A 17,995-nucleotide genomic window follows, 5' to 3' on the forward strand; every position below is an offset into this window, starting at 1 on the left:
GGATGATTTTACTCGTAACCGTAGGCACGCAAACCAGCTTCATTGTCTGCCCAGCCAGATTTGACCTTGATCCAGATTTCCAGATATACAGGTCCGCCAAACAGTTTTTCCATATCCTGGCGTGACTGGGTGGAGATATCTTTCAGACGTGCACCTTTATTGCCAATGACCATGGATTTATGGCCATCCCTGTCTACCAGGATAGCGACGAAGACGCGACGAAGATTGCCTTCTTGCTCAAATTTTTCTATCAGCACGGTGCTGGTGTAAGGCAATTCATCACCAACAAAGCGGAACAGTTTTTCACGAACGATTTCTGCTGCCAGAAATTTTTCGCTACGGTCTGTGATATCGTCTTCACCAAACATCGGTGGGTTCAGGGGCAGGTATTTGCGGATTTCGCTTTCCAGGTTTTCCAGCTGGAAACGCAAAGTGGCCGATACCGGCACGATCGCTGAAAAATTATGTAGTGCTGCCACTTTCTGGGCAAACGGCATCATCACGGCCTTGTCTTTAACGCGGTCTGATTTATTGATGACGAGGATACAAGGTACATCTTTAGGTAACAGATCTATTACTTGCTGGTCTGCCGGGCCAAAAGTGCCAGCTTCTATGATGTACAAAATCACATCTGCCGCTGTCAGCGTGGTGGTGACAGTACGGTTCAACGTACGGTTCAGTGCATTTGAATGGCGGGTCTGAAAACCCGGCGTATCGATATACACGAACTGGGTATTATCTTTGGTTTGTATGCCAGTAATGCGGTGGCGCGTAGTTTGTGCCTTACGCGAGGTAATACTGACCTTGGCGCCTATCAGGGCATTCATCAGGGTCGATTTACCGACATTAGGTCGCCCGACGATGGCGATGTAACCACAGCGGAAATCAGGATTGTCTATTAATTCAGTCATGCGGTCGTCAGGCAGTCTTAGGGTGAGTCTCAGGGTGTAGCAGTTCATCTGCTGCAGCTGTGTTGGTGGTACTTGTTGCGGCTTTGGGCTTGTCAGCCTTGGGCATTTCAGCATCCAGCAAACTTTTTTGCTTGCCAGATTGTGCTTTGGTCTCGGCAGCAGGCTCACCTTGCACGGTAGCGATGCCAGCCAGTTTTAATTGCGATGCACGTGGCTTGGATTTCTTGGCAGCGGGTGAGCGCACCAGCATGGCCAAGGCAGTCTCCAGTGCCAGCTTGGCAGCAGCTTGCTCACCAGCACGACGACTGCCACCTGTACCAAAGACTTGTATTTCAAGCTTAGGCACCAGGCATTCGATTTCAAATTCCTGGTTATGTGCAGCGCCATGGGTTGCCACTACATTATATTGCGGCAAGGCGATTTTTTTACTTTGCAAGAACTCTTGCAACAAGGTCTTGGCATCCTTGCCCAGGGTAGTTGGATCAACACTGGCCAATACTGGCGCATACAGGGCGCGAATGACTTCACGAGCCGCATCAAAACCAGCATCCAGGAAAATCGCACCAAACAAGGCTTCCAACGTATCCGCCAGGATGGATGGGCGACGGAATCCACCGGACTTCAACTCCCCCTCCCCCAGGCGCAAGAACTGTGACAACTCTATTCTTTGGGCAATTTCATACAAAGATTGTTGCTTGACCAGGTTGGCACGTACGCGCGACAAATCACCTTCATCAATATTGGCAAAGCTATCAAACAACAAGGAAGCAACGACACAATTCAGAACTGAATCACCGAGGAATTCCAGACGTTCATTATGCAAAACACTATGACTACGATGTGTCAAAGCCTGCTGCAACAAAGCGGGGTTGCTAAACTGGTGCCCCAGCCTTTTCTGCAATAGTTGTTGATTCATACGCGTAACTTAATCTACCTTGGTAGGTTTTGTAGCAACGATGCCACTCTTTGCTGTGGTACCTGAGTACTCCATCAAGATGCTTGCCGGGCCGATCAAGGGGATTTTCTTTTCGTAAGCAAAACTGAGGTCAAAACCACCATCATTATTTCTGACGATAATCAAATCCTTGGAAGTAACGGCGTCAAAATAGCCAACACCTCTTTGCCTTTCAAAGGCGAGTTGTATATCTTTAGGTGTAGTACCTGCATTCTTGGTGCTATTGATGGCCTTCATAATGGAATTGTATTCAATTGCCGTAGGTACCACTTTCATTGCAATCATTGCAACCAAAATAACCAAGGATATCGCCATCAGCAAACCAATCAGGGTCATCCCTTTTTGTTTTTGCAAATAAAAATGTTGATTCTTAGACATAAATTTATTGTTCCTGTTTAAGATTGAAGTTTAATGAAAACTACCAATGCGTTCGATATCACCAAAATTCATCCAGATAAAAAATGCTTTACCAACAATATTTTCATCTGGCACAAACCCCCAATAACGACTATCAAGACTATTGTCGCGGTTGTCACCCATCATAAAGTAACGTCCCTGAGGCACAGTGCAAGTAAAACCATCATTTTCATAAGTACACAATTCCCGGCCTTTGAAGTCATGTGGATTGTCCACGTATGCCGGTCTTTGCTCGTTCACTAAAATACTATGGTTCACGCCTGTCAGGTCTTCCTTGTAATGTTTCAGGTAGTCCAGATTATCACGGAAGTCAGGCATGGTCGTGTATGAAACTTCCTTACCATTCACGGATAAGCGCTTGTTTTTATACACGATTTTATCACCAGGCACACCCACTACACGTTTAATATAGTCCACACTGGGGTCTTCTGGGTATTTAAATACCATCACATCACCGCGGTGCGGGTCATTGATGGAAATAATTTTTTTATTAATCACTGGCAAGCGTATGCCATAAGTGAATTTATTCACCAGTATCAAATCACCTACAAACAAGGTAGGCAGCATGGAACTGGATGGAATTTTAAAAGGTTCAAACAAGAAAGAACGCAAGAAAAACACCAGCGCAATGACAGGAAAGAAACTGCCGGAGTATTCTATCCATACTGGCTGCTTGAGCAAGTTCGCTTCCAGTTCGTGACGGGTACTTTCTTCCAGTCGTATACCTTCAGCAGTCAGCTTGGCTCTGCGCGCATCGTATTCAGCCAGGGCCTTGTCGGCAATTTGACGACGTTGCTTGGCAAACACAAAGACATCCAGGAACCAGATAACACCGGTTACGACAGTCAAAACAAACAGAATCAGTGCAAAGTTGCCTAAAATTGATTGAAAACTCATTTTTCATCCACTTGTAAAATCGCCAAAAACGCTTCTTGCGGGATCTCTACCGAACCTACTTGCTTCATGCGTTTCTTACCTGCTTTTTGTTTTTCCAGCAATTTGCGCTTACGGCTGATATCACCACCATAACATTTGGCCAACACGTTTTTACGCAAGGCTTTGACGTTTTCACGCGAGATGATGTTGGAACCAATTGCCGCCTGGATTGCCACGTCAAACATTTGACGCGGGATCAATTCACGCATTTTTGCTGCCACGGCACGGCCACGGAAATGGCTGTTTGCCCTATGGACGATAATTGCCAGCGCATCGACTTTTTCGCTATTGATGAGCATGTCCACCTTGACCACGTCGGCGGCACGGTTTTCCTTGAACTCATAGTCCATGGATGCATAGCCACGGGAAGTCGACTTCAGGCGATCAAAGAAATCCAGCACGATCTCGGCCATAGGCATTTCATAAGTCAGTTTGACCTGGCGACCGTGATAGTTCATATCCAGCTGCACACCACGCTTCTGGGTACACAGGGTGATCACCGAACCAACATACTCTTGTGGCATATAGAGATTGACGGTGACGATAGGTTCGCGGATTTCTTCTATCTTGGATGGCTCAGGCATCTTGGACGGGTTATCCACCATCAGGATACTGCCATCGGCCATCAGGACTTCATATACCACTGTTGGAGCAGTAGTGATAAGGTCCATGTCAAATTCACGCTCCAGGCGCTCCTGGACGATTTCCATATGCAGCAAACCCAGGAAACCGCAGCGGAAGCCAAAACCCAGCGCTTGCGAAACCTCAGGCTCATACATCAGGGCCGCATCATTGAGTTTGAGCTTTTCCAGGGAGTCACGCAGCGCATCATATTGATTAGCCTCAACCGGGAACAGACCGGCAAACACTTGCGGCTGGACCTCTTTAAAACCAGGCAAAGGTTCGGCAGCAGGCTTGTTGGCAACAGTGATCGTGTCACCGACTTTTGCAGACTTCAGTTCTTTAATGCCAGCAATAACAAAACCCACTTGACCAGCAGACAATTCTGTACGGCTCAGTGACTTGGGTGTAAATACACCAACACTTTCCACCAGATGCTGTGCTTCTGTTGCCATGAACAAAATCTTGTCTTTAGGGCGCAAAGTACCATTCTTGATACGCACCAGCATGACTACGCCTACATAGTTATCAAACCATGAGTCAACAATCAATGCTTGCAGAGGCGCTGTTGGGTCACCTTGTGGTGGTGGTACTTTTACAATCAGCGACTCCAGCACATCTTCCACGCCCAGGCCTGTTTTGGCAGAGCAATGCACGGCATCAGATGCATCTATGCCTATCACTTCTTCGATTTCCTGGCAGGCGTTGTCAGGGTCGGCGGATGGCAAATCTATCTTGTTCAAGACTGGCACGACCTCTACACCCAGCTCAATCGCGGTATAGCAGTTTGCTACTGTTTGCGCTTCTACACCTTGCGACGCATCAACCACCAGCAAGGCACCTTCGCAAGCAGACAGGGAACGACTGACTTCATAGCTGAAATCGACGTGGCCAGGCGTATCGATGAGGTTCAGGTTATAAATCTGACCATCACGTGCCTTGTAATGCAAGGCTGCTGTCTGGGCCTTGATGGTGATACCACGTTCACGCTCAATATCCATGGAATCAAGCACTTGCGCTTCCATCTCGCGGTCGGAAAGGCCGCCGCAAAGCTGGATAATACGATCTGCCAGAGTGGATTTGCCGTGATCAATATGGGCAATAATCGAAAAATTGCGGATGTTATTCATTGAAATTACGAAAGAAACAAAGGTGAAGCGAATACCAGCTATAAAAAAAGCGCTCTGAGCTGGGCAAGCTTCCCCAGGCGAGCGCCTTCAGTTTGGGTTTTGCAAAACGCCATTTTACCGGATTTCACCCCGGAAAGCCGATAAATCGTCGAGTTGATGTCAGTTGAGCACTACAAAAAAGACAAGAAAGCCAGAGTTTCCACCAATTCCCTTTGCGGCAAGCCCCATTTCTCTTCATAGTCAATTCTGGCCAGGTATAAACCATCAGGCATGAAGGTCGGCGCGGCGATTTCGCGGTTCATGCTGGCCAGCACTTGCCCCATCCACTCCGGCTCTCTCTTGCCCGTCCCAACAAAGATCAGTGAGCCGACGATATTCCTGACCATGTGATGCAAAAAGGCGCTGGCACGCAAAGTAAAAATAATCATCTCTCCCTGGCGTCGTATTTGTATGTCATACATATGCTTGACCGGGGTCTTGGCCTGGCAACCAGAAGCACGAAAGGCTGAAAAGTCATGCTCGCCCAAGAGATGAGCAGCGGCAGCACGCATACGATCCACATCCAGGGGACGAAAAGCCCAGCCCGCCCGCCCACTCCACATTGGTGAACGGATGGGAGCATTATGCAAAATATAATGATACGTGCGGGCGCGGGCACTAAAACGCGCATGAAAATTATCTTCCGAGTCTGGGTCCATAGGCAGTTCTTTCACCCACTGCACCGCCACTGACGCAGGCAAAAAAGCATTTACCCCATTCACCCAGGAATAGGGCTCTCGCACCAGATCAGTATCAAAATGCACAACCTGCTCTATACCATGGACACCAGCATCCGTACGCCCGGCGCAAGTAGTCTTGATGTCCGCCTTGGTGAATTGCTGCAAGGCTCGCTCCAGCGCATCCTGCACCGTATTTCCTGAAGGTTGCGTTTGCCACCCCTGCCAGGAGTTGCCATCGTATTGCACACCCAAAACTAATCGCTTCACCACAATCCCATATCCCCAAAAACAAAACGGGCGCCAGCATTTGCCGCGCCCGTCGTGATTACATCAAGAAACTCAAGCCATTTGCGCCATCATGGACTTGGCTCTTTCGATTTGCTCAGCAGTACCACCTTTGAGCACCTCGTCGAGCAGTTCACGGGCACCTTCCTTATCACCGATTTCATGATAAGCAACCGCCAGATCCAGCTTCGTCGCCATCTCTGCATTGTGCGCAGGAGCCTCTTCGAGAACTGAAGTGGCAGCTGGTTCCAGGTCAAGATCAATACCGGAAAGATCAAACTCAAATGCAGAGACTGCTTCTTCCTCAGCTTTTGCGCCAGTCAATTCTGGCAAGGGTGCATCTACTGGAGTTGTAGCAAGTGAAGCTGCCAACAGGTCTTCGTCAATTTTCTCATCCGCTGGAGAAAGGTCCAGAGACAATGGTGCCGCTGCAGCTTGATGGTCAGCAAAATCAATATGACCCAGATCCAGCTCAAATTTTTCAGGTGCATGCTCAGGGGCAACGACAGGTGCCACTTCAGCAAACACTGTAGCTGGTGCAGGCTCAGGCTCTTTAGTACCAAAATCAAAGTCTATGGTGCCAAAATCCACTTCAGGTATTGCATGGGATTCTTCAACTGGGGCTGCTTGCTTTGCAGCCTCAGGAATTTTTGGCACTTCTGGCTCTGGTATGGCAGAAATATCCAGATCAAAATCCAGGGCATGCTCATCCATAGCAGGCTCTTCTGCCTTGGCTTTTGCACCACCATCGCGCTGTGCCGTATCGATGATACTGATGGCTTCCAGCATGTCCTGGGACAAGGAGTTAGCCAGCAAAGCTTCTGGATCAAGATCTTCCAGCGGTTGAGTACCTGAACCCAGGCCTGATGCCGCAGCCATTTCAGCCTTAGCCTTGCCGCCAGCATACAGAGGATTGCCTGGCTCAAGCACAATACCCATGGACGCTGCTTGCGCCCAGTCATCGCCTTCACCACTGGTCATACCATACAATTCGCTAGCCAGACGCTCGAAAGTTTTTGCATCCTTGCGACCGAAATAAATTTCCAGCAGCTTGACCCTGACCGCATGACGATCTGGCTGGGTACGCAGCGCTTCTTTCAAAATTTCTTCCGCTTGCGAATCGCGGCCATAGGCGATGTAGACGTCGGCTTCTGCTACCGGGTCTACTTCATTGGCATCAAGCTGACTGGCTGAAGGCGCGAAATTGGAATTGAAGACACTGTTATTGGTATCCACACTCTGACCACCAGTAGAGCCAAACATGGAGTTGGCCTTCATGCTGGAACCGGTCAGGATACTATCTTCAAATTGCTGCAATTTTTTCTTGCGCTGGCTAGTCCAGATACCAACGCCGCCAAGAATGGCCAGCAAACCTATACCGCCAGGCAACAGATAGTCGGAGATACTATCAAAGAAGCTAGGCTCTGGAGGTGGCGGTGGTGGTGGCGCAACAACTTTACGTTTTGGCGGCTTAGGTGTTTCTGTCGAAGCGACTGAGGCTGTTGCGGCAGTTGTCGCTGCAGGCATGCTGGCAGCAGCACTGGCTGGTGCAGCTGTCGCAACTGATGCCGGCGCTGCAGCTGTTGATGCAGGTGCTGGCGTAGAAGCAGGGGCAGCAGCAACGCTGGCAACGGCTGGTGTGGATGCAGGAGCAGTAGCCGATGCACGCACACTGGCGCTAGCAGCAGATGCGCTGGCACTCGCACTGGCTTTGGCATCCGCACGCGGCTTGCTCAGCTCGGCCTGCTTCGCTGCCATTTCTTTGTTCTTGATTTCTATCTTTTGCGCTTCCAGCAAACTTTTCAGATCGCTGACGTTTTTTTCCAACTCTTTGACACGCGCATTGGATTCTTGTGCCGCTCTCTCTTTAGCTACCTTATCTTCTTCGCTCGCCTTGCCAGCACTACGTGAAGAAGCAGGTCCAGCCTTGGACAATTTCAGCTTGTCTGGGGAATCTGTTGTGGGATTTGGCACTTCCTTGACTTTGGCAGTGATCTTGCCTCCGCCACTTTGCTTGGTTGTCGGTGCCCGCTCCGCAGGTGCTTCAGCAACCTGGCCCGCCAGTTTATTGCGATAAGCATTGAAGTCAGCTGCATGGGCGATGACGACTGAATGCGCCTCACCAGTGCCACCAGCATTGGTGCGTGCAGAGTCAGCATCAGGAATCGTCAAAATCTGCCCTGATTTCAGGCGATTCATATTATTCCCGGCAAAAGCTTGCGGGTTCGCACGATAAAGGCTGACCAGCATCTGGTCGAGAGAAACACCTTCAGTACGATAGTTACCAGCAATCTTACTTAAACTATCGCCGGCTTTGACTTGATATTCGCCGGCTGATTTAACTTCTTTGCCGGCGTCAGGGTTTTTTGCTGCGGCCCTGCTTGCGGCAAAAGCTTCAGCAGCACTTGAACGGTTATTTTTTCCAGAATTTGCAGTACTGGAATTTTGTGGCTGATTAGCAACAAGTGTTGGATTACTGACTTGCGCAGATTGACTATTTCGCAATTCAGCGGGGTCCAGCAAGAAGGTGTACTCTCTCAGCAACTTGCCGTTGGAGGAGTTCATTTCCAGCAACATGTCAACGAATGGTTCGTTCATGGCCTGGGAAGAACTGATGCGAATGACATAATTGGCACCACGCTGCTCAATAGCAAAACGCAATGACAATAATGCAGCATTAAAGTCTATGTTCGCTTGTTTAAAGGCTTCCTGAGATGCCAGCTTGGGCACGAGGGAATCAATTTCCTCTTTAGATGGAGAAGTTAACTCCACCTCTGCGCGCAAGGGCTGCCCCAGTGCGGATAGCACAGTAAGCTTACCGAGACCGGTAGCATGGGCGCTCGAAAGCGCAAACAAGGACGACGCAACAGCAACACTTAACGCCTTGCGTCCCAGGGTACTCACAGACGATTTTTTTTGATTATGCATTTTGTCAGACATATTGGGAATTTTTGGCGAACAAAGTCCGCTGGGTGACGCTTTTCACACAACCTAGCGACGCGTCCTAATGTTTCACATTAACATTACAAACATAGCCACGCAAGCTTAACGCGATTTATCACAGTGGTAAATACATTAAGAAGCTTGGCATGCAAGGATATCGCATAAATGTTGTTGCCAAATGACAAGTGAAATAAAAATCACCAAATCCTAATTGTTTATTTATTAAAAATTAAAACTAAAAACCTCCGCCAGCAAATAAGGCTGAGTTTTTAAAGTTTTAAAAACGACAAGGGGGCGTTAAACGCCCCCCTATATTCTACAACATCTTTCTCAGACTACCTCAAAACATCAGTCTTCGATCAAAATTCGCAACATGCGGCGCAACGGTTCTGCGGCGCCCCACAGCAATTGATCGCCAACCGTGAAGGCACCAACATACTCTGGGCCCATCGCCAATTTACGAATACGACCAACCGGTATGGTCATCGTACCGGTGACTGCCACAGGTGTCAGATCACGGACGCTGGCTTCACGGGTATTTGGCACCACTTTTACCCATTCATTGTCAGCAGCAATCATGGCTTCGATATCTGCCAGCGGCACGTCTTTTTTCAGTTTGAATGTCAAAGCCTGGCTGTGGCAACGCATAGCACCTATGCGTATGCAAAAACCATCAACTGGCACGGCTGCAGTACCGAATCCCTCACCTTGACCCAGGATTTTATTGGTTTCTGCCATGCCCTTCCATTCTTCCTTGGACATGCCATTACCCAGGTCCTTGTCTATCCAGGGGATCAGGGAGCCACCCAGTGGGACGCCAAAATTAGCCGTCTCAGCTTCCGACAAGGAACGCTGTTTCGCAATGATCTTGCGATCGATTTCCAGAATTGCGCTCTTGGGGTCATCCAGCAATGCGCGCACTTCTGCATTCAAGGTGCCATATTGCGTCAGCAATTCACGCATATGCTGTGCACCGCCGCCAGATGCCGCCTGGTAAGTCTGGGTGCTCATCCACTCCACCAAACCTGCCTTATACAAAGCACCAACACCCATCAGCATGCAGCTGACTGTACAGTTGCCACCTATCCAGTTTTTCTGACCTTTGACCAAAGCCTGTTTGATCACGGGCAAATTAACGGGGTCAAGCACAATCACTGCATCATCATTCATGCGCAGGCTCGATGCGGCGTCTATCCAGTGACCATTCCAGCCTGCTGCACGCAACTCGGGATAAATGTCGCTGGTATAGTCACCACCCTGGCAGGTAATAATAATCTCGCACTTCTTGAGCGCATCAATATTATTTGCGTCTTGCAAGGTCTTTTCATTCTTTGCCATTGCAGGGGCCGTGCCACCTGTATTGGACGTTGAAAAGAACACGGGTTCAATATGATCGAAATCACCTTCTTCCTGCATGCGTTGCATCAGGACAGAACCCACCATACCGCGCCAACCTACCAGACCTACCAGTTTCATCATTTTTCCCTAAAATTTTGCAGGACGTCCCTGCCCTTCACCAACAAAAACTTAACTCAATGCCTGTAAAACAGCCTGCCCCATCTCGCCAGTACCCACCTTGGTTGTGCCAGCCTCGTAAATATCCGGGGTACGCAAACCCAAAGCCAATACTTTCTTGACGGCATTTTCTATACGGTCAGCCTGCTCAGCCTTATTCAAGGAATAGCGCAGCATCATAGCCGCAGACAAGATAGTTGCCAGAGGATTCGCCACACCTTTACCGGCGATGTCTGGCGCTGAGCCATGAGAAGGCTCGTACAAACCTTTATTGTTCGCATCCAGGGATGCCGATGGCAGCATACCTATGGAACCAGTCAACATGGATGCCTGGTCAGACAGGATATCGCCGAACATATTACCCGTCACAATGACGTCAAATTTCTTCGGTGCGCGCACCAGTTGCATGGCAGCATTGTCGACATACATGTGATCGAGCGCAACGTCTGGATATTCTTTATGGACATCAGTGACAATTTCTTTCCAGAACTGGAAAGTCTCCAGCACATTGGCCTTGTCTACACTGGTCAAGCGCTTGTCGCGCTTTTGCGCCGCCTGGAAAGCCACATGCGCAATACGGCGCACCTCGGACTCGGCATAACGCATGGTATCGAAACCTTCGCGCTCGCCTTTGAACGGGCCATCAGGACAGACTCGCACACCACGCGGCTGACCAAAATAGATATCGCCAGTCAGTTCACGGATGATCATGATATCCAGACCAGAGACGACTTCAGGCTTCAGTGTTGAGGCACCTGCCAGTTCTGGATACATGATGGCCGGACGCAAATTGGCGAACAGTTGCAGGTTTTTGCGCAAACCAAGGATAGCTTGCTCAGGACGCAAAGGACGGTCCAGCGTATCGTATTTCCAGTCACCGACTGCACCAAACAGGATAGCGTCAGCGTCCAGCGCCAGCTTCAAAGTTGCTTCAGGCAAAGGGTGGCCAGATGCTTCATATCCGGCGCCGCCGACAGGCGCTGTTTCCATTTCAAAAGACTCGCCCAGTGCATTCAAGACCTTGACTGCCTGTTCAACGATTTCCGGGCCGATACCATCGCCCGGCAAAATAGCAATTTTCATATTTTTTATTTAATTTAGATGGTGTTGGCCAGCCAGGGCTGTGCAGCAATATGGCGCTCTTCAAAAGCGCGTATCTTGTCAGCCTGACGCAGAGTCAGACCGATATCATCCAGGCCGTTGAGCAAGCAATATTTGCGAAAAGCATCAATCTCAAATGGGTAGCTGGCACTGCCATTGCTGGTGCGCACGACTTGCTGTTCCAGATCGACGATAAGACGATAGCCCGGGAAGGCCTTGACTTCATTGAACAAGGCATCAACTTGCGCCTCACTCAAGACAATGGGCAGCACACCATTTTTATAGCAGTTATTGAAGAAGATATCTGCAAAACTGGGGGCAATGATGGCACGAAAGCCGAATTGCTCCAGCGCCCAGGGGGCGTGCTCACGTGAAGAACCGCAGCCAAAATTTTTGCGTGCCAGCAAGATGGACGCACCCTGGTAGCGTGCTTGATTCAATACAAAATCCGGATTGACAGGACGCTGGCTATTGTCCATGCCAGGCTCGCCATGATCGAGATAACGCCACTCATCAAACAGATTAGGGCCAAAGCCACTGCGTTTGATGGATTTTAAAAACTGCTTGGGGATGATGGCATCGGTGTCGACATTTGCCCTGTCCATGGGCGCAACCAAACCATCCAGTAAAGTAAATTTTTCCATGTCGCTACTTATTTTTTGCCTGCATTTTCGACTGCTTCGCCAGCCTTTTTAACGTCCTTACCCAAACCCTGAACGGTATTGCAGCCTGCCAGAATGAAAGCGCAAATCGCCAGTGCAAATAATTTCTTCATGTCTTTCCTCCGCAATAATTAATTCAAGCTACGTATATCAACAAAATGTCCGGCCACGCCTGCTGCGGCAGCCATGGCTGGAGACACCAGATGGGTACGCCCGCCCTGTCCCTGACGCCCCTCGAAATTACGATTCGAGGTAGAAGCACAGCGCTCACCCGGCTCCAGCCTGTCGGCATTCATGGCCAGGCACATGGAACAACCTGGTTCACGCCATTCAAAACCAGCCGCCTTGAATATTTGATCCAGGCCTTCACGCTCAGCCTGCTCTTTGACCAGACCAGAACCTGGCACTACCAGGGCCAGCTTGACATTCGATGCGCGATATTTACCGCGCACCACCGCAGCGGCAGCACGCAAATCTTCTATGCGCGAATTGGTGCAAGAGCCAATGAAAACCTTATCTATGCGAATATCTGAAATTGCCGTATTTGGCTGCAATGCCATATAAACCAGCGCTTTTTCTATCGCATCACGTTTGACAGCGTCTTTTTCTTGCTCAGGATCAGGTACACGACTATCTATCGCAACGACCATTTCAGGTGAAGTGCCCCAGGTGACTTGCGGTTTGACTTCAGCCGCATTCAAAGTCACTACCATATCGAATTTGGCACCGGCATCTGTGTGCAAGCTACTCCAGTATTCAACAGCCCTGTCCCAATGCGGCCCAACCGGTGAGAAAGGACGACCTTTGACATAATCTATCGTAGTTTGATCCACTGCCACCATACCAGCGCGCGCGCCAGCTTCTATGGCCATGTTACAGACAGTCATGCGACCTTCCATGGACAGGCTGCGGATAGTGGAACCGGCAAATTCAATCGCATAACCAGTGCCGCCTGCCGTACCTATCTTGCCTATGATGGCCAGAACGATGTCTTTTGCTGTCACGCCAGCAGGTAATGCACCATCGACCTGCACCAGCATGGATTTGGATTTTTTAGCGATCAGGGTTTGCGTCGCCAGTACATGCTCAACTTCAGAGGTCCCTATCCCATGCGCCAGGCAAGCAAAAGCGCCATGGGTGGAAGTATGTGAATCACCGCAAACCACGGTCATACCGGGCAGGGTTGCACCTTGCTCAGGGCCGATCACATGAACGATGCCCTGACGTTTATCTGCCATACTGAAATAAGTCAGGCCATAATTCTTGGCATTGGCATCCAGTGTTTCCACCTGCAGACGCGAGGTCGGATCATCAATACCATTGATGCGATTTGTGGTGGGCACATTATGATCAGCCACCACCAGATTGGCCGATAGTCGCCATGGTTGACGACCAGCCAGCTTCAAGCCTTCAAAAGCTTGCGGGCTAGTAACTTCATGTAATAAATGGCGGTCTATATACAGTATCGCAGTGCCATCGTCCTCGGAGTGGACTACATGGGACTCCCATAATTTATCGTAAAGCGTTTTAAGCATAATCTGAAGCCTGGAAATAAGTCATTGGTTCTTACTACATCCTGTACTGCATCTTTTTTTCGCATTTGATTATGCCACAATTGTGCAACGCAAAACCAACCCTCACGCCAAATTGGTGCATGAAAATTTCAATAGAAATGTAGGAATTTAAAGAAAATCACCAAATTTTCATCTGGTTTTTGTGAGGAATCAGGAAAATTGCTGGTGAATATTTTGACATACGGCAATTACGATCCACAATTATCCGTGCTACCCAAGAAAGCAAGTGGTATTGGCATTTGCTTTGTAAGAATGCAGGCTCCCCCTACGGGGTATAGTCAATATAGCGAAACTGGCTTGTATCAAGCGGCTCCCACGCCGTCAAAAGGAAGTGGGAGCACAAATATCAAGAATATCATTTAAATGATATCAGCTGCCATGTTTGACATCACCGCATTGCGCCCTGTGACGCAAGGCATGGTCCATCAATACCAGGGCTAGCATGGCTTCTGCAATCGGCGTGGCACGTATACCAACACAAGGGTCATGGCGGCCAAAAGTTTCTACCATGACAGGATTGCCATCCTTATCCACAGATCTTCTGGGTGTACGTATGGACGATGTCGGTTTGATGGCAATGGAAACGGTAATATCCTGGCCAGTAGAAATACCGCCAAGTATGCCACCAGCATTATTACCAACAAATCCTTCTGGCGTCAGTTCATCGCCATGTTCGGAGCCACGCTGGGCAACACTGCGAAAACCTGCACCTATCTCTACGCCTTTTACGGCATTGATCCCCATCATGGCGTAGGCAATCTCAGCATCAAGCTTGTCGTAGATAGGTTCTCCCAATCCCACGGGCACATTGGAGGCAACGACATCGATCTTGGCACCGATGGAATCGCCATCCTTGCGCAGCGCATCCATGTAATCTTCCAGTTGCTGTATCAACGCTGCATCCGTCGTTGGCGCAAAAAAAGGATTGGCCGCCGCATGCTCCCAGGCTTGAAAAGGAATGACGATGTCCCCCAGTTGGCTCATGCCGCCATGAAATACTGTTCCGTATTGCTGATTCAGCCACTTTTTGGCGATCGCTGCGGCCCCGACCACAGGTGCAGTCAAGCGCGCAGAAGAACGGCCACCTCCGCGTGGATCACGGATGCCATATTTATTCCAGTAAGTAAAATCGGCATGCCCGGGGCGAAAGGTTTCTGTGATATTGCCATAATCTTTGCTACGCTGGTCTTGATTGCGTATAAGCAAGCCTATAGGCGTACCTGTGGTCTTGCCCTGGTAGACACCAGACAGGATTTCCACAGTATCAGGTTCCTGACGCTGGGTGACGTGGCGTGATGTACCAGGGCGACGGCGATCCAGTTCTGGCTGTATGTCTGCTTCAGACAATTCCATGCCCGGTGGGCAGCCATCAATCACGCAACCTATCGCCGGGCCATGCGACTCGCCGAAGGTTGTAACAGTAAACAAAGTACCAAAAGTATTACCGGACATAATATTTCGAAATGAAGAGTTGGACAGAGTGCCGGGCATTTTACCAGCGAAGCTTACAGCACAGAATTTAGCTTCTTGCCTCCAGCGAGAAAGATTTCACTATTTTTCGCACATTCGGGCCAAATTATTGGCTTTTTTCCCCCTTTAAAGCGAATCTTGTTTTATTCTTACCAATGAAAAATATTTGAAGCTTGGCTCGCGCTACATTTAGTGTCATAGTTCCGCAAGGGAACCAATTTTGCAGTGCCCTTACCATACGATATGCCAAGCATGGAGCCGCATTACCGATGAATTCAACGATCCACTCTTCTGAAGATGATCTGGTTTTTCTTGATGAACCAGACAGCGATGAAACTGCCGCGGCCTCACGGCCTGCGCAGACTTGGCGGATCATGATTATTGATGATGATCCCGATGTACATTCAGCCACAACTTTCGCATTGGGCAGCCTGGAAATCCAGCATAGAGCCCTGAGCTTTCTGCATGCCTACTCTGCGGCTGAAGCACGCGACATCCTCAAAAACGAAACCGATATTGCCATCATCCTGCTGGATGTGGTCATGGAACAAGAAGATGCCGGCCTGCAACTGGTCAGCCATATACGCAAGACCCTGGGCTTGACCGATGTACGCATCATCCTGCGCACCGGACAACCAGGATATGCGCCTGAAATTGATGCCATACGCGATTACGACATCAATGACTACAAGACCAAATCAGAACTGACGCGCACCAAGCTGTACACCGCAGTCACCTCGGCAATCCGTTCCTACGAGCAGATTTGCGCCATCAGTGCCAGTCGCCGTGGTCTGGAAATGATAATTCACGCCAGCACTGAGTTAATGGCCTTGCAGGGCCTGCAAAATTTTGCTGCCGGTGTTCTGGTACAAATTGCAGGCTTGCTGGGCCTCAATACCGAAGGCTTCGTATGCGCCCGGCAAGTACCGGTTGAGTTGCAGGAAGACAGTGACGACTTATACATTATCGCTGCCACTAATCTGTATCTGGGCAGCCTGAATAAGCCACTGGAAAAATTAAGTAATCTATCCGCCAACGATATCGTCTCGCGCTCACTGGAAGCACGCCAGAGCATATTTGAAGCTGAATCTACTGCGCTTTATTTTAATAATGTCGCCCAAAAAGATTTCACGCTCTATCTGAACACTGGCCTGCACCTGAATGAGATGGACAAACGCCTGCTAGGCGTGTTTTGTGGCAATGTATCAGTTGGGCTGGATAATGTCATGCTGACTTCGCGCCTGCATAACTACGCCTTTTACGACCCGCTGACAGGCTTGGCAAACCGCCTCAAACTCTTGCAAACACTGAACGAGACCCTGCTTACCTCGCTCAAGAACCATAGTTCGCTGTCACTCATCGATATAGACCATTTTGCTGAAACAAATGATGCACTCGGCCATCAGTTTGGTGACCAGTTACTGTATTCGGTGGCCCAAAGATTACTCGCCCACTTTGGTGAGCATTGTCAATTGGCCAGAGTGGGTAGCGACACTTTTGCCTTGCTGGGTGATGAAACTCTGGTGTGCCCGGATAAAATTCTGGCGCTGTTCAATTCAGCTTTTGATGTTGATCAACAAGAAGTGCAGTTATCGGCAACGATAGGCTTGATCAAGCTTGATGACTATGACAGCGATGGTTCGGAAGCCTTAAAGGACACCAATATCGCCCTCAAGCGCGCGAAAATGAATCGCCGCGGTGGTTATGAATATTTCACCCGCAACATGGGTGTGGAAATTCGCGAGCGCGTCTTGCTCATGCATGCTCTCAGGGCAGCATTTGAACAAAAAAAATTGTTCCTGGTTTTTCAACCCCAGATTGATATGCGCGATGGCCGCGTACTAGGGGCAGAAGCTTTATTGCGCTGGAAAACGGATGAAGGCAAGTTCATTCCACCCGATCAGTTCATTCCTATTGCCGAATATTCTGGCCTGATTGTGGAAATCGGCGAATGGGTGCTGCGCACGGCATGCCTGGAACTTGTGCATTTGCGCAGTCTTGGCTATACCAATTTCCAGATGGCCATCAATGTCTCGCAAGCCCAGTTTTCCCACCCCTTGTTCATGCAATCACTGAACAAGGCATTGGCAGATACTCAGGTGCCTCCCCAATATGTGGAGCTGGAAATTACCGAGTCCATGGCCATGAAGGATCCAGAATTGTTGATCAAGACTTTACATCAGATCAAACAACTCGGCATCAGTGTCTCCATCGATGATTTCGGCACGGGCTTCTCTTCGCTCAGTCACTTGCAAAAACTTGATGTGGACAAATTGAAAATTGACCGCGCCTTTGTCAATGAAATCCAGAAAAACCCGAATGAAGGCAGCATTGCCAAGATGATCGTTCAACTCGGCCAAAACCTGGGCCTGTCGATTATTGCCGAAGGTGTAGAAAGTGAAATGCAGGCAAACACCCTGCTTTCCTACGATTGCCATATCGCCCAGGGTTATCTGTACTCCAAGCCTCTGACCCGCGACGACTTGCATGCCTGGCTGGCAAGCAGGTAAGTCACTGACACCCAGCAGGGCCCATTCCTGGCCTGCTGTGCGTGTCAAATCCGCAGCCCCTCATCTTCGACCCCGTAACAAACATGCATATTAAATGTGGCATTTTTCGTTCTGTCCCGCCAATTTTGCAGACTGTCGCAAGTCGCTATTCAAGCAGGAACGCTTTCCCTACAGTATCAACATGGACTGAAAAGTCACAGGCAGCAAGAATGACGAATTCTTGCTGATATGTCTGGGATAAACGTT

General features: G+C 49.3%; 14 protein-coding genes. 1 reads left to right on the plus strand and 13 read right to left on the minus strand.

Annotated elements, in window-relative coordinates; genetic code table 11:
- Positions 1-8 precede the first annotated feature (8 nt).
- The 13 genes from era to aroC all read right to left on the minus strand — a co-directional run bounded on the left by era (position 9) and on the right by aroC (position 15,221).
- The gene (gene era / locus ACO0LF_RS13185; RefSeq protein ID WP_423014571.1) at positions 9-911 is read right to left on the minus strand and encodes a GTPase Era; all 903 of its coding nucleotides are present in this window, start codon (positions 909-911) and stop codon (positions 9-11) included.
- A 7-nt stretch (positions 912-918) separates the two neighbouring features.
- On the minus strand, positions 919-1,827 hold the full coding sequence (gene rnc, locus ACO0LF_RS13190; RefSeq protein ID WP_423014574.1) for a ribonuclease III: 909 nt from the start codon (positions 1,825-1,827) through the stop codon (positions 919-921).
- Positions 1,828-1,836: 9 nt separating this feature from the next.
- Entirely contained in the window at positions 1,837-2,220 is a 384-nt protein-coding gene (locus ACO0LF_RS13195; protein ID WP_423014576.1) for a DUF4845 domain-containing protein, read from the minus strand.
- Between the two features lie 54 nt (positions 2,221-2,274).
- Positions 2,275-3,180, minus strand: coding sequence for a signal peptidase I (gene lepB, locus ACO0LF_RS13200; RefSeq protein ID WP_423014578.1), 906 nt, complete (start codon positions 3,178-3,180; stop codon positions 2,275-2,277).
- Entirely contained in the window at positions 3,177-4,970 is a 1,794-nt protein-coding gene (lepA, locus tag ACO0LF_RS13205; RefSeq protein WP_186955486.1) for a translation elongation factor 4, read from the minus strand. Before lepA ends, lepB begins: the two co-directional genes overlap by 4 nt.
- 170 nt (positions 4,971-5,140) lie before the next feature.
- Positions 5,141-5,956 (minus strand): tRNA pseudouridine(38-40) synthase TruA, encoded by an 816-nt coding sequence (gene truA, locus ACO0LF_RS13210; protein WP_423014580.1) that lies wholly within the window; start codon positions 5,954-5,956, stop codon positions 5,141-5,143.
- Between the two features lie 72 nt (positions 5,957-6,028).
- Positions 6,029-8,878 carry a FimV/HubP family polar landmark protein gene (locus tag ACO0LF_RS13215; RefSeq protein ID WP_423014582.1) on the minus strand — a complete coding sequence of 950 codons (2,850 nt, stop codon included), beginning with the start codon at positions 8,876-8,878 and terminating at the stop codon, positions 6,029-6,031.
- 387 nt (positions 8,879-9,265) lie between these two features.
- Positions 9,266-10,396, minus strand: coding sequence for an aspartate-semialdehyde dehydrogenase (gene asd, locus ACO0LF_RS13220; RefSeq protein ID WP_423014584.1), 1,131 nt, complete (start codon positions 10,394-10,396; stop codon positions 9,266-9,268).
- Between the two features lie 48 nt (positions 10,397-10,444).
- On the minus strand, positions 10,445-11,515 hold the full coding sequence (gene leuB, locus ACO0LF_RS13225) for a 3-isopropylmalate dehydrogenase (RefSeq protein WP_423014586.1): 1,071 nt from the start codon (positions 11,513-11,515) through the stop codon (positions 10,445-10,447).
- A 14-nt stretch (positions 11,516-11,529) separates the two neighbouring features.
- Positions 11,530-12,177: a 3-isopropylmalate dehydratase small subunit gene (gene leuD / locus ACO0LF_RS13230; RefSeq protein ID WP_423014588.1), complete on the minus strand. Its 648-nt coding sequence runs from the start codon at positions 12,175-12,177 to the stop codon at positions 11,530-11,532.
- Positions 12,178-12,185: 8 nt separating this feature from the next.
- A complete protein-coding gene (locus ACO0LF_RS13235) occupies positions 12,186-12,308 on the minus strand; it encodes an entericidin A/B family lipoprotein (RefSeq protein WP_186945679.1) in 123 nt (40 codons plus the stop codon).
- A gap of 18 nt (positions 12,309-12,326) precedes the next feature.
- A complete protein-coding gene (leuC, locus tag ACO0LF_RS13240; protein ID WP_423014590.1) occupies positions 12,327-13,730 on the minus strand; it encodes a 3-isopropylmalate dehydratase large subunit in 1,404 nt (467 codons plus the stop codon).
- A gap of 408 nt (positions 13,731-14,138) precedes the next feature.
- Positions 14,139-15,221 carry a chorismate synthase gene (aroC, locus tag ACO0LF_RS13245; protein ID WP_423014592.1) on the minus strand — a complete coding sequence of 361 codons (1,083 nt, stop codon included), beginning with the start codon at positions 15,219-15,221 and terminating at the stop codon, positions 14,139-14,141.
- A gap of 287 nt (positions 15,222-15,508) precedes the next feature.
- On the opposite strand from aroC, the gene ACO0LF_RS13250 reads away from it, so the two are divergent.
- Positions 15,509-17,749, plus strand: a complete 2,241-nt coding sequence (locus ACO0LF_RS13250; RefSeq protein ID WP_423014594.1) for a GGDEF/EAL domain-containing response regulator — start codon at positions 15,509-15,511, stop codon at positions 17,747-17,749.
- The last annotated feature ends 246 nt before the right edge of the window (positions 17,750-17,995 follow it).

This window comes from Undibacterium sp. Di27W, from assembly GCF_049340345.1.
GTDB lineage: Bacteria > Pseudomonadota > Gammaproteobacteria > Burkholderiales > Burkholderiaceae_D > Undibacterium.